Origin of the sequence: Bradyrhizobium sp. 26S5 (assembly GCF_036923295.1) — a bacterium.
Classification (GTDB): domain Bacteria; phylum Pseudomonadota; class Alphaproteobacteria; order Rhizobiales; family Xanthobacteraceae; genus Bradyrhizobium; species Bradyrhizobium septentrionale.
Genome location: NZ_CP145948.1, coordinates 9,051,323 through 9,071,392, shown reverse-complemented (window position 1 = coordinate 9,071,392; position 20,070 = coordinate 9,051,323). Strand labels below are relative to the sequence as shown.

Annotated in this window: 16 protein-coding genes; 7 read left to right on the top strand and 9 right to left on the bottom strand. The window is 65.1% G+C overall.

Annotated elements, in window-relative coordinates:
- The first annotated feature begins 70 nt into the window (after positions 1-70).
- The 3 genes from V5279_RS42840 (at position 71) to V5279_RS42830 (ending at position 2,849) form a co-directional block, all read left to right on the top strand.
- A complete protein-coding gene (locus V5279_RS42840; RefSeq protein WP_338693033.1) occupies positions 71-1,240 on the top strand; it encodes an acyl-CoA dehydrogenase family protein in 1,170 nt (389 codons plus the stop codon).
- The gene (locus V5279_RS42835; protein WP_338693031.1) at positions 1,240-1,896 is read left to right on the top strand and encodes a glutathione S-transferase family protein; all 657 of its coding nucleotides are present in this window, start codon (positions 1,240-1,242) and stop codon (positions 1,894-1,896) included. Before V5279_RS42840 ends, V5279_RS42835 begins: the two co-directional genes overlap by 1 nt.
- A 134-nt stretch (positions 1,897-2,030) precedes the next feature.
- Positions 2,031-2,849 carry a helix-turn-helix domain-containing protein gene (locus tag V5279_RS42830; RefSeq protein ID WP_338693028.1) on the top strand — a complete coding sequence of 273 codons (819 nt, stop codon included), beginning with the start codon at positions 2,031-2,033 and terminating at the stop codon, positions 2,847-2,849.
- 191 nt (positions 2,850-3,040) lie between these two features.
- Here V5279_RS42830 and V5279_RS42825 read toward each other — a convergent pair whose 3' ends face one another.
- Complete coding sequence (locus V5279_RS42825; RefSeq protein ID WP_338693026.1) at positions 3,041-4,264, bottom strand: ABC transporter substrate-binding protein; 1,224 nt, start codon at positions 4,262-4,264, stop codon at positions 3,041-3,043.
- Between the two features lie 219 nt (positions 4,265-4,483).
- On the opposite strand from V5279_RS42825, the gene V5279_RS42820 reads away from it, so the two are divergent.
- The 4 genes from V5279_RS42820 (at position 4,484) to V5279_RS42805 (ending at position 10,651) form a co-directional block, all read left to right on the top strand.
- A complete protein-coding gene (locus V5279_RS42820; RefSeq protein WP_338693024.1) occupies positions 4,484-5,350 on the top strand; it encodes a 3-keto-5-aminohexanoate cleavage protein in 867 nt (288 codons plus the stop codon).
- A 110-nt stretch (positions 5,351-5,460) separates the two neighbouring features.
- Positions 5,461-7,059 carry an AMP-binding protein gene (locus V5279_RS42815; RefSeq protein ID WP_338693022.1) on the top strand — a complete coding sequence of 533 codons (1,599 nt, stop codon included), beginning with the start codon at positions 5,461-5,463 and terminating at the stop codon, positions 7,057-7,059.
- Complete coding sequence (locus V5279_RS42810; protein ID WP_338693020.1) at positions 7,059-8,675, top strand: acyl-CoA carboxylase subunit beta; 1,617 nt, start codon at positions 7,059-7,061, stop codon at positions 8,673-8,675. The genes V5279_RS42815 and V5279_RS42810 overlap by 1 nt, the downstream gene beginning before the upstream one ends.
- Entirely contained in the window at positions 8,672-10,651 is a 1,980-nt protein-coding gene (locus V5279_RS42805; RefSeq protein ID WP_338693018.1) for an acetyl-CoA carboxylase biotin carboxylase subunit, read from the top strand. Before V5279_RS42810 ends, V5279_RS42805 begins: the two co-directional genes overlap by 4 nt.
- A gap of 134 nt (positions 10,652-10,785) precedes the next feature.
- Here V5279_RS42805 and V5279_RS42800 read toward each other — a convergent pair whose 3' ends face one another.
- From V5279_RS42800 to V5279_RS42765, 8 genes are all read right to left on the bottom strand, one after another.
- A complete protein-coding gene (locus V5279_RS42800; protein ID WP_338693016.1) occupies positions 10,786-11,781 on the bottom strand; it encodes a dipeptide ABC transporter ATP-binding protein in 996 nt (331 codons plus the stop codon).
- A complete protein-coding gene (locus tag V5279_RS42795) occupies positions 11,778-12,791 on the bottom strand; it encodes an ABC transporter ATP-binding protein (protein ID WP_338693014.1) in 1,014 nt (337 codons plus the stop codon). The genes V5279_RS42800 and V5279_RS42795 overlap by 4 nt, the downstream gene beginning before the upstream one ends.
- Positions 12,791-13,684, bottom strand: a complete 894-nt coding sequence (locus V5279_RS42790; RefSeq protein WP_338693012.1) for an ABC transporter permease — start codon at positions 13,682-13,684, stop codon at positions 12,791-12,793. The genes V5279_RS42795 and V5279_RS42790 overlap by 1 nt, the downstream gene beginning before the upstream one ends.
- A 4-nt stretch (positions 13,685-13,688) precedes the next feature.
- The gene (locus V5279_RS42785) at positions 13,689-14,636 is read right to left on the bottom strand and encodes an ABC transporter permease (protein WP_166213444.1); all 948 of its coding nucleotides are present in this window, start codon (positions 14,634-14,636) and stop codon (positions 13,689-13,691) included.
- Between the two features lie 35 nt (positions 14,637-14,671).
- Positions 14,672-16,267, bottom strand: coding sequence for an ABC transporter substrate-binding protein (locus tag V5279_RS42780; RefSeq protein ID WP_338693007.1), 1,596 nt, complete (start codon positions 16,265-16,267; stop codon positions 14,672-14,674).
- 428 nt (positions 16,268-16,695) lie between these two features.
- Positions 16,696-17,583, bottom strand: coding sequence for a TauD/TfdA family dioxygenase (locus V5279_RS42775; RefSeq protein ID WP_338693005.1), 888 nt, complete (start codon positions 17,581-17,583; stop codon positions 16,696-16,698).
- A 79-nt stretch (positions 17,584-17,662) separates the two neighbouring features.
- A complete protein-coding gene (locus tag V5279_RS42770) occupies positions 17,663-18,361 on the bottom strand; it encodes a DUF2270 domain-containing protein (protein ID WP_338693003.1) in 699 nt (232 codons plus the stop codon).
- A gap of 122 nt (positions 18,362-18,483) precedes the next feature.
- Complete coding sequence (locus tag V5279_RS42765; protein ID WP_338693001.1) at positions 18,484-20,034, bottom strand: AMP-binding protein; 1,551 nt, start codon at positions 20,032-20,034, stop codon at positions 18,484-18,486.
- Positions 20,035-20,070 lie beyond the last annotated feature (36 nt).

Below are 20,070 nucleotides of genomic sequence, written 5' to 3'. Positions count from 1 at the left end.
CAGAGATTGAATGGATCGAGATTCCGGGTTCGCCCGCTGCGCGGTCGCCCCGGAATGACAGGAAGCAAAAATGCTCTTCACCGCCGACCATGACGAACCGCGCCGGGCCTTGCAGAGATTCATCGCGGCCGAGATCAATCCGCATGTCGACGCATGGGAGAAGGCCGATATCTTCCCGGCGCATGAGCTGTTCAAGAAGCTCGGCAATCTCGGCTTCCTCGGCCTCAACAAGCCGGTCGAATATGGCGGCCAGGGGCTGGATTATTCCTACGCGCTGATGATGGCCGAAGAGTTAGGCGCCATCACCTGCGGCGGCGTGCCGATGGCGATCGGGGTACAGACCGATATGGCGACGCCGGCGTTGGCGCGGTTCGGCTCCGACGAGGTGCGCCGCGAATTTTTGGCGCCGGCGATTGCGGGCGACCAGGTCGCCTGCATCGGCGTCTCCGAGCCCGGCGCCGGCTCGGACGTCGCCTCGATCAAGACCAATGCCCGCTCCGACGGCGACGACTACGTCATCAATGGCGGCAAGATGTGGATCACCAACGGCACCCAGGCCGACTGGATCTGCCTGCTCGCCAACACCAGCGACGGCTCGGTCCATCGCAACAAGTCCCTGATCTGCGTTCCGATGAAGACCAAGGGTGTGCAGGTCGCGCGAAAACTCGACAAGCTGGGCATGCGCTCGTCCGATACCGCGCAGATCTTCTTCGACAATGTCCGGGTGCCGAAGCGCAACCGGATCGGCGAGGAGGGCCAGGGCTTCACTTACCAGATGATCCAGTTCCAGGAGGAGCGGCTGTGGGGCGCGGCGGCCTGCCTGAAGGCGCATGAGTACATCATCAACGAGACCATCGACTACACCCGCAACCGCAAGGCGTTCGGCGGCTCGATCCTCGACAACCAGGTGGTGCACTTCAAGCTCGCGGAGATGCAGACCGAGATCGAGCTGCTGCGCTCGCTGATCTACCGTGCCGGCGAGGCGCTGGTCGCCGGCGAGGACGTCACCCGGCTCGCGACCATGACGAAACTGAAGGCCGGCCGGCTCGGCCGCGAGCTCACCGATGCCTGCCTGCAATATTGGGGTGGCATGGGCTTCACCAACGAGACGCCGGTCAGCCGCGCCTATCGCGACAGCCGCCTGACCTCGATCGGCGGCGGCGCCGACGAGGTGATGCTCATGGTATTGTGCAAGATGATGGGCACGCTGCCGGGCCTCAAGCAAAAGGGAAACGCCTGATGATCACGCTGTATCACTGCGACGCCGCGCGCTCGTTCCGTCCGCTGTGGATGCTGGAGGAGCTCGGGCTTCCCTATGAGCTGAAGATGCTGCCGTTCCCGCCGCGCGTGTTCGCCAAGGAATATCTCGGCATCAATCCGCTCGGCACCATCCCGTTCATGATCGACGGCGAGACCCGGATGACGGAGTCGTCCGGCATCTGCCATTACCTCGGCACCAAATACGGCCCGACGCCGCTGATCGTCGGTGTCGACGAGCCGGCCTATGGCGCCTTCCTGAACTGGATGTATTTCTCCGACGCGACGCTGACCTTTCCGCAGACGCTGGTGCTCCGCTACAGCCAGCTCGAGCCGGAGGAGCGGCGCAACCCGCAGGTCTCGGGCGATTATGCAAAATGGTTCCTCGGCCGCCTGCGCGCGGTCGAGGCCGCCGCCGCGAAATCTGAATTCCTCTGCGCGGAACGCTTCACCGCCGCCGACATCGCCAACGGCTATGCGCTCCGGCTCGCCGGCAATATCGGCCTTGCCAAGGATTTCGGGCCGAATGTCGCGGCCTATTGGGCGCGGCTGCAGCAGCGTGACGGCTACAAGCGCGCGGTGGCGGCGGAGCAAAAAGCCGGGCAGGAACAGAACGTTGCGCCGCGCGCGCGGCCGTAACTTCCCCGTCGTTCCAGGGCAATGCGTCGCATCGCCCCGGAATGACGACGTTCAGCGTCGGTGACAGGTTGCGAAATTGCGCTATGGTAGCTCCCGCCGCAGCGGCCCAAAGAGCCGCGCGAGGAGGAACCGCCATGGACGCGATCGTGGACGCAAAGGGCGAGCAATCCGGCCACCGGATGCTGATCACGCCGGAACGGGTGTTCTATGCCGGGCTGCTCGGCCGCCCGCGCGAACGCTGTCCCGGCGCATTCCATGTCTATGTCGCGATCCGCGACGGGTTGCATCTGTCGACCAGCGAAGGCCGCGAGTCCCATGGCGAACTCGCCGTGACGATGCCGAACCTGCGCCACACCATCACCAGCGAATATCGCTCGGCGATCTGCGTTGCGATCGAGCCGGAAAGCGTGCCGGACGGCACCCTGGAGGCGGTCGCCCGCCGCCTGCAAGGATCGGACTCGCATCTGTTCGCGGGTCGCATCCGCGACGCCTATGCGACACTCGCCGAGATGCAGCACCGCGACGCGATTGCGAATGCCGAGTTCGACACGATGTGCTTCGGCGACGCGCTGCCGCAGCGGGCGCTCGATCCGCGCGTGGTGCGCGCCATCAGCCGCATCGGGCAATTCTCCGGCGAGCCGGTGACCGCGGCGGGCTGTGCCACCGACGCCGGTCTATCGCCCTCGCGTTTCCTGCATCTGTTCAAGGAGGAGACCGGGATCTCGTTCCGCACCTTCCGCGCCTGGAAGCGTGCGCGGCATCTGCTGCACTTCGCCAACCAGGACATCAACCTCGCGCATCTGGCGCAGGACATCGGCTATCCCGATAGCACCCATTTCAGCCACTCGATCCGCCGCTTCTATGGCCTGAAGCCGCGCGCGATCTTCTCCGGCTCGCGCGATCTCGCGATCTACCGCACCGGGCAGGCGGCGAGCGAACGCGCACTGACGTAGACTGTCGTCCCGGCCTAGTGCGCAATTGCGCACGGGCGCCGGGACCCATAACCACAAATCTCAATAGTTGAGCTGGCTGGGGCTCCAGCGGACTCAAATAACCACTGTTCGTGGTTATCGGTCCCGGGTCGCGCGGAGCCTGTCATCGGGCGGCGCTTTGCGCCGGCCCGTTGGCTTGCCCGGGACGACGGCTAGAGGTTCGCGCCCTGGATCACCTCGCCGAACCGCAGCCAGCCCGGGCCCTCGATCCGTTGCAGCTGAAGCTGCTGCAGCGGATGATGATTGGTCGGGCTGGTGTTGACGCGGATGCCGGGCAACAGCGTCGGGACCTCGATGTCCTTCAGATTGTTCGCCTGCGCCATGATGTTGTCGCGGCTAAAGTTGCCCTTGCATTGCTCGAGCACGATCTTCAACACCTGCGCCACCGTGTAGGCGTAGAGATTGTAGCCTTCCTTCGGATTGCCGTCGGGGAAGTATTTTTCCATGAAGGCGAGGAAAGTCTTCACACCGGGATCATTGGCCCAGGCTGGATCGGCGACGTCCTTCACATAGGCCGACGAGATCGTGCCCTGCGACTTGTCCAGACCAACCGGAGCGATGGTGGAGGAGATCGAGGCAGCGCCGCTGGCGATGAAATGCATCGGCTTCCAGCCGAGCTCGTAGATCTTGCGGATCGACTGCGCGCAGAACTTTGCCGTGGTGCCCGAGATCAGCACATCGGGATTGGCGCCCCGCAGGGTCACGATCTGGGAATCGATCGTGGGATCGGTGACCTCGTGCGAGGCCACCACGGCTGCAGCAGCGAACCGCTCGCCCAGCACATCCCTGGCGCCGGCGACGAAATCCTTGCCGAGATCATCGTTCTGGTAGAGCACCGCGAACTTCGCGTCCTTGTTCTGGCTCAGCGCGTATTTGACGAACACCTGCGCCTCGGTCCGTGCGCTCGGCGCAAAGCCCATGGTCCAGGGATAGCTCTTGTAGTCGCCCCATTTGTCGCCGTTCACCGACAGGAACAGATGCGGGACTTTCGCGGCGTTGATGTATTTGACGACGGACGAGTTCGGCGCGGTGCCGAGCATGTTGAACAGGAAGGCGACATTGTCGCTTTCGATCAGGCGGCGCACCTGCTCGACCGTCTTCGCCGGATTGAACGCGTCGTCGTAATAGATGTACTTGATCTGCCGGCCGGCGATGCCGCCCTGCTCGTTGAGCATCTTGAAGTAGGCTTCCTGGCAGCGCGCCTGCACGCCGAGCGCGGACACCGGGCCGCTGAGCGAGGTGGTGCTGCCGATCCTGATCTCGGTCGCGGTGACGCCGGGCGTGTCTTCGGCGAGCGAAGGCCGCAGGCCCGCGACTGCGGCAAGGCCAGCGCCTGCTGCGCCGGTGAGCCATGTGCGCCGGTTGATCGAGACCATGACGTTCTCCCCGTGATGCCGGCTTGTTGTGCCGCTTCTGCTTGGCAAGCAGAGCCTATGCGTCACGCGGGCTCTGCGTCTTGTGTTAACCGGCTGGCGACGGATTCCGGCGTGGATACATCGACTTAGCCAGTCAACGCAAGATGGCGCGCCGGCAAATTTCTCATCATGGGAAAACCAACGGCGCATGTGCGCTGCAACCCGGACAAGCGAGACGCCATGAGCGACAAGGCCGTCATCACCTGCGCGCTGAATGGCGTGCTTACCGACCCGAAGCAGCACAACGTCCCGGTGACGCCGGAACAGATGGCGCGCGAGGCCAGGGCCGCGTTCAACGCCGGCGCCAGCATCATGCACATCCATCTGCGCCAGCAGGAGCCGAACAAGGGTCACTTGCCGTCATGGGAGGTCAGTGTCAGCAAGGACATCCAGCAGGCGATCCGCGAGGCCTGCCCGGGCGTGATCATCAATCACACCACGGGGACCTCGGGCCCGAACTACCAGGGCGCGCTCGACTGCGTGCGCGAGACCAAACCCGAGATCGCCGCCTGCAACGCCGGCTCGCTGAACTATCTGAAGGTCAAGGCCGACAACACCTGGGCCTGGCCGCCGATGATGTTCGATAACGCGGTCGAGAAGGTGCAGGACTATCTCGACGTGATGAAGGTCGCCGGCACCATCCCCGAATTCGAATGCTTCGATGTCGGCATCGTGCGCTGCGTCGGCATGTACCGGCAGACCGGCATGTATTCCGGGCCGCTCGAATACAATTTCGTCATGGGTGTCGCCTCGGGCATGCCGGCCGATCCGGAGCTGTTGCCGATCCTCTTGAAGCTGAAGGTGCCGGACGCGCATTGGCAGGTCACCGCGATCGGCCGCGGCGAGATCTGGCCGCTGCACCAGCGCGCCGCCGATCTCGGCGGCCATCTGCGCAGCGGGCTGGAGGATACGTTCTATCTCGGCGACGGCACCAAGGTGACCTCGAACGGGCAGCTCGTCGAAGGGCTCGCCGCCTGTGCGCGCCGTGCCGGCCGCGAGATCGCGAGCCCGGCAGAAGCGCGGCAGATCTTTGGGGTCAGGCACTGATCGTCAACCCCGCCGTCATTGCGAGCGAAGCGAAGCAATCCATCTTGCCATCGGAAGGATGGATTGCTTCGTCGCTTCGCTCCTCGCAATGACGACGGAGGAGGAGCCACATGGACAACCTCTTAGCAACCGGCGGCGTCACCGGGCCGGGTCGTATCGGGCGGGTCGCGATCGGCGACCTGCTGAAGCGCGCCGCGCGGCGGTTTCCGGATCGCGTCGCACTGACCGACGGCAACAGGCAGGTCAGCTTCACCGAGCTCGAACGCGACGCCAACCGCTTTGCCAATCACCTGGTGCAGCGCGGGCTGAAGCCGGGCGAGAAGATCTCGACCATCTGCAACAACTCCGTCGAGTTCGTCAAAGCGCTGTTCGGCATCCACCGCGCCGGCCTGGTCTGGGTGCCGATCAACACCATGCTCGGGCCGTCCGACATGGACTACATCCTCGGCCATGCAGACGTGCGCTTCGCCATCATCGATGACAATCTGCACGCTCAGGCCGACCGGCGCGCCGCACTGGAAGCGCGCGGCATGGAGATGATCGCAATTGACCTGACCGGCAATGCCGGCAAGACCGGGTTGCAAAGCTTCAACGATCTCCTGGAAGGGCAATCCGACATCGAGCCGGAGGTCGAGATCAACGACCGCGATCTTGCGATGATCATCTACACCTCGGGCACCACGTCGCGGCCGAAGGGAGCGATGCACTGCCACCTCGCCGTCGTCATGGCCGTGATGAGCAACTGCATCGAGATGCAGCTCTCGCGCGATGACGGGATCACCGGGCAGTTTCCGCTGTTCCACTGCGCCGGCCACGTGCTGCTGCTCAGCTATCTCTCGGTCGGCGGCCGAATGGCATTGATGCGCGGCTTCGATCCGGTCGTCTGCATGGAGGCGATCGTCCGCGACCGGCTCACCGTGTTCGTCGGCCTGTCGCTGATGTACCAGGCGATCCTCGATCATCCGCGCCGGCGCGAATACGATCTGTCGGGCTTGCGCTGCTGCATCTACACCATGGCGCCGATGGGCAAGCCGCTGCTCGAGCGCGCGATGGCGGACATGTGCCCGAACTTCGTGCTGTCCAGCGGCCAGACCGAGATGTACCCGGCAACGACGATGTCGCGGCCGGAGGTGCAGCTCGACCGTTTCGGCAACTACTGGGGCGAGTCGCTTGTTGTCAACGAGACCGCGATCATGGACGACGATGGCAACCTTCTGCCGCGCGGCGAGATCGGCGAGCTGGTGCATCGCGGACCTAATGTGATGATGGGGTACTACAAGGACGTCAAATCGACCGAGGAGGCGCGCAAGTTCGGCTGGCACCATACTGGCGACCTTGCCCTGATCGATGCGAATGGCGAGGTGCTGTTCCTCGATCGCAAGAAGGACATGATCAAGTCGGGCGGCGAGAACGTCGCCTCCGTCAAGATCGAGGAGACGTTGCTGGCGCACCCCGCCGTGCAGAACGCCGCCGTGGTCGGGCTGCCGCATCCGCAATGGGGCGAGGCGGTTTCCGCCTTCGTCAAGCTGAAGCCCGGCGCGGTGGCCGACGAGGCCGGTATCGAGGCGCATTGCAGAAAGCATCTCGGCGGCTTCCAGGTGCCGAAGCTGGTGCGTATCCTCGAGGAAATGCCGATGACCGCGACCGGCAAGCTGCGCAAGGTCGAGCTGCGGCAGCAATACAGCGGGCATTTTGTGGAGCGCGCCTAGTGGCCATCATCGAGAACACGATTTCCACCGGCAGCGCCGGCTTCCGGGGCAATCGCGACGGCATGCTGGCGCTGATCGCCCGGATGCGGGGGCTGGAGGAGCGGACCCGCGCGGCGTCTGCCGCGGCCAAAGACCGCTTCCACAAGCGCGGCCAGCTGCTGCCGCGCGAGCGCGTTGCGCTGGTGCTCGATCCCGGCTCGCCCTTCCTCGAACTGTCGACGCTCGCCGGCTACATGTTCGACGTGGCTGAGGCCGACAAGAGCGTGCCCGGCGGCGGGCTGGTCGCCGGCATCGGCTTCGTCTCCGGCATCCGCTGCATGGTCAGCGCCAATGATGCCGGTATCGACGCCGGCGCGCTGCAGCCCTACGGCCTCGACAAGACGTTGCGGGTGCAGGAGCTCGCGCTGGAGAACAAGCTGCCCTATGTGCAGCTCGTCGAGAGCGCCGGCGCCAATCTGCTGCGCTATCGGGTCGAGGATTTCGTCCGCGGCGGCAACATCTTCCGCAATCTCGCGCGGCTGTCGGCGGCGGGGCTTCCTGTCGTCACCGTCACCCATGGCTCCTCGACCGCGGGCGGCGCGTACCAGACGGGCCTCTCCGACTACATCGTGATGGTGCGCGGCCGCACCCGCGCGTTCCTTGCCGGGCCGCCCTTGCTCAAGGCCGCCACCGGCGAGGTCGCGACCGAGGAGGAACTCGGCGGCGCCGAGATGCACACCTCGATCTCCGGCCTCGGCGATTATCTCGCCGAGGACGATCGCGATGCGCTCCGCATTGCGCGCGACATCATGGCCAAACTTCCTTGGGATCGTCTGACGTCGGAACCCGCCGCGTTCAAGACGCCGCGCTATGACGCCGAGGAGCTGCTCGGCATCATGCCGATGGACCACAAGCGTCCCGTCGACATGCGGCAGGCGATCGCCCGCTTCATCGACGATTCCGATTTCAACGAATTCGGTGCCAATTACGGCCCGGCGACGGTCTGCGGTCATGCCCGCATCGAAGGGCAGGCGATCGGCATCATCACCAACAACGGCCCGCTCGATGTGCCCGGCGCCAACAAGGCGACGCACTTCATCCAGGCCTGCTGCCAGTCGCGCACGCCGATCCTCTATATGAACAACACCACCGGGTACATGGTGGGCAAGGCCTATGAAGAGGCCGGCATGATCAAGCACGGCTCCAAGATGATCCAGGCGGTGACGTCGGCGACGGTGCCGCAGATCACGCTGTATTGCGGCGCCTCGTTCGGCGCCGGCAATTACGGCATGTGCGGCCGCGGCTTCCATCCGCGCTTTTGCTTCTCCTGGCCCAACGCCAAGACCGCGGTGATGGGCGGCGAGCAGGCCGCCGAAACCATGGCGATCGTCACCGAAGCCGCTGCCATCAGGCGCGGCAAGCCGATCGAGAAGGAGAAGCTGGAGGTGATGAAGGCGCAGATCATCGGCGTATTCGACGGCCAGATGGACGTGTTCTCGACCAGCGCCCGCGTGCTCGACGACGGCGTGATCGATCCGCGCGACACCCGCAGCGTGCTCGCCGAGGTGCTGGCGATCTGCCGCGAGGCGGAGGCGCGCACCCCGCAGCGCATGCAGTTCTCGGTGGCGCGGCCATGAGCGGGGCAATTGTGAAGCGGACACCGTTCTTCAAGATCCTGATCGCGAACCGCGGCGAGATCGCGCTGCGCATCATGCGTACGGCGCGGCGGCTCGGTTATGGCGTGGTCGCGGTCTATTCCGACGCCGATCGCGACGCGCTGCATTTGCGCGAGGCCGACCAAGCGGTACGGATCGGCGAGGCGCTGCCGGCGCAATCCTATCTGAAGATGGACGCGATCATCGCAGCCGCCAAGGCGAGCGGCGCCGGCGCGGTGCATCCCGGCTACGGCTTCCTCGCCGAAAACGAGGATTTCGCGCAGGGCTGCCGCGATGCCGGGCTGGTGTTCATCGGCCCGTCGCCGGAAGCGATCCTTGCGATGGGCAACAAGGCCTGCGCCAAGGAGATCATGCAAAAGGCCGGCGTGCCCTGCGTGCCCGGTTATCAGGGCGCCGAACGGGGCGATACCGCGATGCTGGCGGAGGCTAAGGCAATCGGCTTTCCGGTCATGATCAAGGCGGTCGCCGGTGGCGGCGGCCGCGGCATGCGGCTCGTCGCGGACGCCGCGGCATTTCCGGACGCGCTGCGCAGCGCGCGGTCGGAAGCGCAGGGCGCGTTCGGCGATCCCACCGTGATTCTGGAACGCGCGATCGTCGATCCCCGCCACATCGAGATCCAGGTGTTCGGCGACCGCTATGGCAACGCCATCCATCTCGGCGAGCGCGATTGCTCGGTGCAGCGGCGGCACCAGAAGCTGATCGAGGAGGCGCCGTCGCCCGCGGTGGCGCCGGAGCTGCGCGCGCGGATGGGTGCGGTCGCCGTGCAGGCGGTCAAGGCGATCGGCTATGAGGGCGCCGGCACGCTGGAATTCCTGCTCGATCGCGCCGGCAATTTCTACTTCATGGAGATGAACACGCGGCTTCAGGTCGAGCATCCCGTCACCGAGGCGATCACCGGGCTCGATCTGGTCGAGCTGCAGCTCCGCGTCGCCGGCGGTGAGCCGCTTGGCCTCAAGCAGGAGGATATCACCTTCTCCGGTCACGCCATCGAGGTGCGGCTGTGCTCGGAAGACGCCGGGCACGACTTCATGCCGCAATCCGGCACGATGGCGCGGTGGCAGATGCCCGATGGCATCCGCGTCGAGCACGCGCTGCAATCAGGCTCGGAGATTCCGCCGTTCTATGATTCGATGATCGCCAAGGTCATCAGCCATGGCGCGACCCGGGACGAGGCGCGCGGCAAGCTGATCTGCGCCCTGGAACAGGTCACGGCCTTCGGCGTCACCACCAATCAGGGTTTCCTGATCGACTGCCTGCGTCATCCGGTCTTTGCCAAGGGCGAGGCGACCACGGCCTTCATCGGCGACAACCGCGATGTGTTGCTGGCGCCGCGGCCGGATCGGAGCAGCGACCTCGCGCTGGCGGCGCTGCTGCTCTACGTCACCAATCCGCACGCACCGCCTTGGCAGCGTGGCCGGTCGCTGTCGGCGACGTTCCCGCTCGGCCTGCGGATCGATCTCGGCCACGGCGCGCAGGAGATCGAGATTTTTCGCGAGCGCGACGGCAGCTACGTCGCGACCCGCGACGGTGATCGCTTCAGCTTCGAGATCGACGAGCTCGATCAGGACAGCATCCGCTTCCACCACGATGGCTTGATGGAGCAGGCCAAGTTCCTGCGCGACGGCGATCGACTCCACATCCTCCACCGTGGCGTCACGCTATCGGCCCGCGATCTCACGCTCGCCCCGCCGGAGAGCGCGTCGGCCGCCGGAGGCGATGGCAAGGTCCGCGCCGCCATGAATGGCCGGGTCGTCGCGGTGCTGGTGAAGGCCGGCGACAAGGTCGCGGCCGGCCAGCCGGTGATGACGCTGGAAGCGATGAAGATGGAGCACGTCCACACCGCCGGCGTCGCCGGCACGGTGTCGTCGATCGACGTTGCCGAGGGCGAGCAGGTGACGACGGGGAAGATCGTGGTGGAGATCGAGGCGGCGGCCTAACAGCGGTCGTCCCGGCGAAAGCCGGGACCCATAACCCACCGATGCTGATTGCTGAAGCGTGCTGGGGCCGCAGCTCGTTGCAACAACGAACATTTGTGGTTATGGGTCCCGGCCTTCGCCGGGACGACGCTGAATTATTGATCAATCCGTCCGGTCCCGTCATTCAGCCAGCAGGCGACCTGATGACCCGTGCCCGCCGTTTGCAGCACCGGGCGCTCCGTCTTGCAGCGATCCATCGCGTAGCGGCAGCGGGTGTGGAAGGCGCAGCCTGAGGGCGGGTTGATCGGGCTCGGCACGTCGCCGTCGATCATCGGTGCGAGCCGCTTGGCCTTAGGGTCGGCGATCGGCACCGAGGCGAGCAGCGCTTGGGTGTAGGGATGGCGCGGATTGGCGAACAACTCGTGCTTGTCCGCGATCTCGACAATGCGGCCGAGATACATCACCGCGACGCGGTGGCTGATATGGGCGACGACCGCGAGGTCGTGCGCGATGAAGAGGTAGGAGAAGTTCTGCTGGCGCTGCAGGTCGATCAAGAGGTTGATCACCTGCGCCTGGATCGAGACGTCGAGCGCGGAAACCGGCTCATCGCAGACGATCAGCCGCGGCCCGAGCGACAGCGCGCGTGCGATGCAGATGCGCTGGCGCTGCCCGCCGGAGAACTGATGCGGAAAATTCTTCATCTGGTCGGGCCGCAGGCCGACCTGCTGGAACAGTTCCGCGACGCGCTCCTGCTTCTTCGCGCCGGTGGCGAGGCCGTGCACAATCAGCGGCTCGCCGACAATGTCGCCGGCCGTCATGCGCGGGTTGAGCGAGGCGAACGGGTCCTGGAACACGATCTGCATCGAGCGGCGATATGGCCGCAGCGCGGACTTGCTGAGCGGCGCGATGTCCTCGCCGTCCAGCTTGATCGCGCCGCTGGTCGGTTCGACCAGCCGTAGCACGGTGCGCGCCACCGTCGACTTGCCGCAGCCGGATTCGCCGACCAGGCCAAGCGTCTCGCCCGCGCCAAGCGAAAAGCTGACGCCGTCGACCGCATGCACGGTGCCGACCTGGCGGCGCAGCACGCCGCCGCGCACCGCGTAATGCTTGACGAGATCGGTGACCTCGAGGAGCGGGCGCTGCTCGGTCATGACGCCTCCGCCATCTCGCCGGCGCGCCAGCATGCCGCCCAGTGCTTGCTCTTGATTTCATCGAGCGGCGGATACTCCTGACGGCAGCGGTCGATCGCGAGCTTGCAGCGTGGCGCGAAGGCGCAGCCGGGCGGCAGATTGGTCAGCGACGGCACCATGCCGGGAATTTCGGTCAACCGCGCATCGGTCGTCGCGCCGAGCGCGATCACCGCGGGCATCGAGGCCATCAGCCCGCGCGTGTAGGGGTGCAGCGGCGTCTCGAACAGCGCCTCGACGGTCGCCTCCTCGACCTTCTTGCCGGCATACATCACGATCACGCGCTGCGCGGTCTGCGCGACGACACCGAGGTCATGGGTGATCAGGATCAGCCCGGTGCCGAGCCGCTTCTGCAGATCGACGATCAGCGCGAGGATCTGCGCCTGGATGGTGACGTCGAGCGCCGTGGTCGGCTCGTCCGCGATCAAGAGCGCCGGCCGGCACGCCAACGCCATCGCGATCATGGCGCGCTGGCGCATGCCGCCGGAGAGCTGATGCGGATATTCCCGGGCGCGGCGTTCCGGTTCCGGGATGCGCACCAGCCGCAGCATGTCGACGGCCTGCTTCCAGGCCTCCTTGCTGCTCACCTTCTGATGCAGGCGCACCGCCTCGATGATCTGGTCGCCGATCCGCATCACCGGATTGAGCGATGTCATCGGCTCCTGGAAGATCATCGAGATGCGGTTGCCCCTGATGTCGCGCATCGCGGCATCATCGAGCTTCAAGAGGTTGGTGCCCTCGAGCGTGACCGAGCCGCCGACGATGCGACCGGGCGGATCGGGCACCAGGCGCATGATCGAGAGCGCGCTGACGCTCTTGCCACAGCCGGATTCGCCGACGATCGCGAGCGTCTCGCCGCGGCCGACCGAGAAGGAGACGTCGTCGACCGCGCGGAACAGGCCGGAATTGGTGAAGAACACCGTCTGCAGGTTCTTCACGTCGAGAACCGTATCGAGCGTCACAGCCTTGCTCATCAGCCGCGCTGCCTCGGATCGAGGATGTCGCGCAGCGCGTCGCCGAACAGATTGGTGCCGAACACCGCGAGGCTGATGGCAATGCCGGGGAATATCACGAGCCACGGCGCGGTGCGGACATATTCGGCGGCGGATTCCGACAGCATGCGACCCCAGGAGGGATAAGGCTCGGGAATGCCGAGGCCAAGGAACGACAGCGACGCCTCGGTCAGGATGGTCGAGCCGAGCTGCGCGGTGGCGAGCACGATTAGCGGTGCGATGGTGTTCGGCAGCACATGGCGCAGCGCGATCCGCGTCTCGCTCATGCCGATCGATTTGGCCGCCTCGACGAACGGCTGCTCGCGCAGCGCCAGCGTGTTGGCGCGGATCACGCGGGCAACGGTCGGAATCAAGGGGATTGCGATCGCAAGGATCACGTTCGGCAACGAGGGGCCGAGCGCCGCGGTCATGACAAGCGCGAGCACCAGCAGCGGCAGCGATTGCAGGATGTCGGTCACCCGCTGGAACACAAGGTCGACCCAGCCGGAAAGATAGCCGGAGGTGAGACCCACGATCACGCCGAGCGTGGCGCCCAGGGTCGTGGAGCCGATGCCGACCGCGAGCGAAATCCGTGCGCCATGGACGATGCGGCTCCAGACGTCGCGGCCGAAGGAATCGGTGCCGAACCAGTGCAGCATGGAGGGGGCGGCCAACCGGTGCGCGGAATCGACGCTGAGCGGGTCGTAGCGGCTGATGACGTTGGCCGATAGCGCGGTCAGCACGAACAGCAGCATGATGATCAGGCCGATGGTGCCAAGCACGTGGCGCTGCGCGAGGAAGGCAACCCGCCCCCAGCCGCCGGTGGCGTTGGCCCCGGCGCGTCGCAGCTCGCTCTCGAAATTAATCGTGGCCACGCGTTTAGTCTCCAAACCGGATGCGCGGGTCGATCGCCGCATAGAGCATGTCGACAATGAAATTCACGACAACCACAACCACCGCGATGAACATCACGAGGTTCTGCACGATCGGGTAGTCGCGCCAGCGCAGCGCCTCGACCAGGAAGCGGGCGATGCCGGGGATGTTGAACACGGTCTCCGTCACGATCAGGCCGCCGATCAGGAACGCGGCCTCGATGCCGATCACGGTGATGACCGGCAGCACTGCGTTCTTCAGCGCATGATGATAGTTCACGGAGGCCTCGGAGGCGCCCTTGGCGCGCGCGGTGCGGATATAGTCCTGGCGCAGGATTTCCAGCATCGAGGAGCGGGTGATGCGCATGGTCAGTGCCGCGCTGCGGAAGGCGACTGCCATCGCCGGCACGGCATAGATCGCGAGTGCCTCGGTCCAGGTTTTCGGGTTGGGGTTGAAGATCGGCATCGTGCCGAACAGCGAGACCGAGGCCATCAGGACCAGCAGGCCGAGCCAGAACGACGGCAGCGACAGGCCGCTGAGGCTGACCACGCGCAGCGCGTAGTCGAGCTTTGAACCCTGGTGCACGGCGCTGATGACGCCGAGCGGGATGCCGATCGAGGCCGAGAACAGCAGCGCCAGCCCAGCAAGCCGCGCGGTGATCGGAATCCGCGGCAGGATTTCCTCCAGCGCCGGTTTTTCCGAGACATAGGAATAACCGAGGTCGCCGCGCAGCAGGCCGCCGATCCAATGCAGGTACTGGATCACGATCGGCTGGCTCAGGCCGAGCTCGCGCTCGAGATTGGCCTTGTCGGCGGGATCGACGAAGCCCGCGGCATCGAACAGGATGTCGACGATGTTGCCCGGAACGACCCGCAGCAGCACGAAGATGATGACCGAGATCCCGAACAGGGTCACGAGCATCAGGAATAGCCGCCGCACGATATAGGCAAACACCCTGGCTCTCTCCCCGGTCTCGAATCTTCTTCGCGCTACTTGTCCAGCCAGACGTCTTCGTAACGATAGCCGTTATAGGAGCTGTTGGACATGATCGTGACATTCTTCACGTAGGGTTGCCAGCAGGTGCCGGTGCGGGCATGGAAGATGATCGGACGCGCGACGTCTTCCTGCAGCTTCTTGTCGATCTCCCAGACCAGCTTCTTGCGCTTGTCGAGGTTGGTCTCTTCCGACTGCTGGTCGAACAGCTTCTCGATGTCCTTGTTGCAATAATTAGTGTAGTTCCGCTCCGAGCCGCAGGCATAGTTCTCGTAGAAGGACTGATCGGGCTCGTCGACGGCATTGCCGGTGAGGTTGAGGCCGAGCGAATAGTCCTTGCGCGCGATCTTCGGAAACCATTGCGCGGTGTCGACGACGTCGAGCTCGGCGTCGATATAGATGCTCTTGATCTGGTCGATCAGGATGATCGCAGGATCGCGGTAGACCGCGATGTTGCGGGTCGACACCTTGATCTGCAGGTGCTTGTCCGGGCCGTAACCCGCTTTCTGCATCAGCTTGCGGGCTTCCTCGCGGTTCTTCTCGATGTCGGGGCCGTAGCCGGGGATCGATTCAAGCATGTCCTTGGGCATCGCCCACAGGCCGTCCGGTGCTGGCTCCATGGTGCCGCCGATATCGCCTTGGCCCTCGAACATGATCTGGATGAACGCCTTGCGGTCGAGCGCCAGCGCCAGCGCGCGGCGGATGTCGATGTTGTCGAATGGCGGTCCGCTCGAATTGATGATGATGTTGGTGGAGACGTTGTTCGGTTCCACCACGCAGACGGCATTGGGCGCCTGTGACTTGACGTCCTTGAGCAGCGGGATCGAGACCTCGGTCGGGAATGTCATGTCGAACTTGCCCGAGACGAAGCCGAGGATCGCCGTCGAGCGGTTGGTGATGATGGTGAACTCGATGCCGTCGAGATAGGGCAGGCCCTTCTTGAAGTAATCGGGGTTCTTGGTGAGCTTGATCGATTCGTTGGCCTTGAACTCGACGAACTTGAACGGGCCGGTGCCGACAGGCTTGGTTCGCATGTCGCCTGGCGACACGTGGCAGGGATAGATCGGCGTATAGCCCGAGGCGAGCAGCGACAATAGCGCGGGCTGCGGCCGCTTCAGCTTGAACGACGCCTCGAGGTCACCGTTGGTGGTGACCTCGTCGACCTGGTCGTACCAGGATTTCCGCGGATTCTGCCGGAATTTTTGCTGCGACTTGCCCATCAGCATGTCGAATGTGCATTTGACGTCGGCCGCGGTGAATGGCTTGCCGTCGTGCCATTTCACGTCCTTGCGCAGCTTGAAAGTCAGCGTCTTGTTGTCGCCGCTCCAGGCCCAGCTCTCCGCAAGCTCGGGCCGGATCGTGCTGGCGCTGTTTTGGGCGATGTGCTGGTCGAAATTGACGAGATTGTTGAAGATCGGCATGAATGGCACGTTCAGCGAATAGGTCGCGCCCTCGTGGATCGAGGCACTGCCGGGACTGTCGCGGTGATAGATCCGGAAGATGCCGCCGGATTTCGGTTCGGCTGCGAGTGAAGCGCCGCTGATGGTCAGCACAGACAACACCGCGACGGCCAGCGCTTGCACGCTCCGCATGGTCCCTCCCACATTTCGGTCTCAATGGCCGATTGGCATCGACGATACCACGGTGAGGCTGCCGGGCAACCAGCGAGGCTCGCGAAGGGATTGGCAATTCGGATGACGCCAGAGCATCAAAAATATCCAGGGACCGGGAACAATGCGTGTGATTACGGGGAACTCAGGTTGTTTTGCTATGCGGCGGCGAATCTCCGTTCGAATTTGATCGCTAATGCCGAGGCGCGCGGCGTGAAGCGCCCCGCAATCAGCGACAGTTTGTCGCCGGTTGCGAACGTCGCCGTATACTTGTTCTCATCCTGAGGTGCGAGCCTTGCGGTGCACTTGCGCCGCTGGGCGAGCCTCGAAGGATGCACGGCCACCGGTCGGGCCGTCCATCCTTCGAGACGCGCTACGCGCTCCTCAGGATGACGGGGAAACATTTGCGTTCACTCCGCCGCCTGCGACGAGGGTGGGCTCACGCTCGCGACGCCATCGGCCTCGGTCGCGGAGATCGTGGTGCGGATCATCAGGCGGCCCTCATGCGCCGGCCAGGGGCGGCCGCGATGCATGGTGGCGCGATTGTCCCACATCACGACATCGCCCTGCTTCCATTGGTGCAGGTAGCTGACGCCGGGCGCGGTCGCAGCCTCCGTCAATTGCTCGATCAGCGCCTTGCCGGCCTCGGCATCCATGCCTTCGACGCCATAGGCGTGGGAGGCGAGATACAGCGCGCCGCGGCCGTTGACGGGATTGCGCCAGACCATGCGCCAGCATACCGGCGGCAGCGCATCGGTTTCCTCGGTCGTTGCGAGCCCCGTCGCCACCTTGCTGCGCGAATGCGCGTAGGAGTGCCAGGCGAACGAATTCTCCAGCCGCTTCGCCACGTCCTTGTCGAGCCGCTCGAAGGCAAGCCGCATCGAGACGAATTCGGTCTCGCCGCCATGTTCGGGGATGATGCGCGCGGACAGGATCGAGGTCAGCGCCGGCACGCGCTTGAACGAGGAGTCGGTGTGCCAGAGCTGGTTGGCCCTGGCGCGCAGCTGCTGCCGGTGATCGGACGGAACGACCTTGCCGTCGTGTCCGAAGGTCGAGAGGATCACGAAATGCGAGCCGGTGCCCATCGAGCCGACCTTGGTCACCTCGGGCGGGCCGAAGCGGCGCGAGAAGGCGAGCTGGATGTCGTCGTCGACCTGCTGGCAGCGGAACACCAGCACCGAATGTTCCTCGAACGCCGCGCGCACCGCCGCATAGGCGGCATCGCTGGCGGCAACATCTGACAGCGTGACGCCGCGCAGTTCGGCTCCAAACCCCTGACGCAGTGGGATCACGTCCATCGGCACATCCTCCCTGACTTTTCTTGTTGATGTGAGGTTAGGGGAAAAGCCCGCCAGCGGCAACGCGAGGCGCGGCGCCTCACCCCATCGCGATCAGGTTGTGACGCGTGCGCCGCCTGGCGACCTCCATGCGATGCGTGACGAAGGCGAATAGTGCCCAGCTCGAATGGAAAGCGACGCCGGCCAGAACGACGATGGTTCCCGGAATCGGACCGATCGAGGCGCGGTCCCAAATCTCCGCCATTGCGTTGAGTGGCAGCGGGTGAATGGCGAGCTTGCCGTAATAGGCGATGGCCTGGATCGCGAAGATCCAGCCATAGGTCCGGCGCAGCCGCCGGCCGATCGCACGGGCGTAACTGATATGATAGCTCGGGTGACGATAGTCGTTGGCCAGCAGCTCGGTCCAGGCCGAGTTCGGCGAGGGGCCTTCGCCGCGAATCATCGGCGCGTAGAAATCGGTTTCGAGCAGCCGCGCGCGGGCGCGCCAGACATTGAAGTAGCGGTAGCGCCGCGCCTCGAACAACAGGAACACGGTCACCAGCAGGCCGACCAGCACCATCGGCAGGGGTGAGGCCTCTGCGTTGCTGTAGGTCGCCGACAGCGCGATCCCGGTCGTGACAACTGCCCAGTTGGTCGAGCTGTCGAGGCGGGTGCGCCAGACCGTGCTGCGGTAGACCTCGCCGCGGTAGAGGTGGGCGAGAGCACCGATCTCGGCGGCGGTGAATTCGAGCCTTCCGGCCTGTACCGGCTCGGGCTCGCGCGGCTGGGGCGACGGCATGGCGGCCTCCGGCGAAGCTGGCTTGCGATTGCCGAGCATAGCGCGAAATCCGCGCGACGGGCGAGTCCGTTGCGCCCTCCGGTCTGCCTCGCAGCATCGCTCCGGTCCGCCGCATCGCCCGCTCAGACGATCCGCGAGGTCTTGTTGCCCCAGTAGCGGTCGCGCAGCAGGCGCTTGTAGAGCTTTCCGGTCGGCAGCCGCGGCAGCTCGGCCTCGAAATCCACCGAGCGCGGCACCTTCTGGCGCGACAGCGCGCCGGCGCAGAATGCGATCAGCTCCTCGGCGAGCTCAGGCCCCGGCGCGATGCCGTCGGCCGGCTGCACCACCGCCTTCACCTCCTCGCCGAGATCGACATTGGGCACCCCGAACACCGCGGCGTCGGCGACCTTGGGATGGGTGATCAGCAGGTTCTCGCATTCCTGCGGATAGATGTTCACGCCGCCGGAGATGATCATGAAGGTGGCGCGGTCGGTGAGATAGAGGAAGTTGTCGTCATCGACATAGCCGACGTCGCCGACCGTGCTCATGCTGCCGTCCGCCGAGCGGGCCTCGCTGGTTTTTGCCGGATCGTTGAAATACTCGAAGGGCGAGCCGGTCTTGAACCAGACGGTGCCGGGCGTGCCCCTCGGGCAAGGCTGCATGTTCTCGTCGAGAATATGCAGGTCGCCGAGCAGGACCTTGCCGACGGTGCCGCGATGCGCGAGCCATTCCTGGCTGTTGCAGGCGGTGAAGCCGAGGCCCTCGGTCGCGCCGTAATATTCGTGGATGATCGGACCCCACCATTTGATCATGTCGTCCTTGACCAGCGCCGGACAGGGCGCTGCGGCATGGATCGCGATCTCCAGCGACGACAGATCGTAGCGGGTGCGGACCTCCTCGGGCAGCTTCAGCATGCGCGAGAACATGGTCGGCACCAGCTGGCTGTGGGTGATGCCCCATTTCTCGATCAGCTCGAGATAGCGCTCCGGATCGAAACTCTCCATGATGACGACGGTGCCGCCCATGCGGATGGTGAGATTGACCGCGGCCTGCGGCGCGGAGTGATAGAGCGGCGCCGGCGAGAGGTAGACCATGCCCTCGCGGTAGTGCCAGAGCTTGATCAGGAAATCGAACAGCGGCAGGTTTTGCCCCGGCGGCTCTTCCGGCAGCGGCCGCACGATGCCCTTGGGCCGGCCGGTGGTGCCGGACGAATACAGCATCGCGGTGCCCAGCGCCTCGTCCGCTATCGGGGTTGCCGGCAGGCCGGCGGTCGCCTGCGCGAGCCCGACGATGCGATCTCTCTCGCTGTCGCCGTCGACCACGATGCAGAGCTCGACGTGCGGACACTCCTTCAGCGCCTCGCGCGCGATGTCGAGCTTCAGCTTCGAGGTGATCAGGACCCGCGACTGGCTGTTGGTCAGGATGTAGGCGAGCTCGCCCGGCGTGAGGAAGGAGTTGACGCAGGTGAAGTACAGGCCCGACCGCTCGCCGGCGCCGCAGGCCTCGAGGTAGCGGTTGTTGTTCTCCATGAAGATCGAATAATGGTCGAGCCGCCGCAGGCCCTGCTTGCGGAACAAATGAGCGAGGCGGTTGCAGCGCGCCTCCAGCTCACGATAGGTGACGATCTCGCCGGTCCCGGCCATGATGAAGGCGGGTTGCAGCGGGCGCAGGTAAGCATGCTTGCCGGTATACATCGAACGTTACTTCCCCCTCACTCACGATTCGTTTTT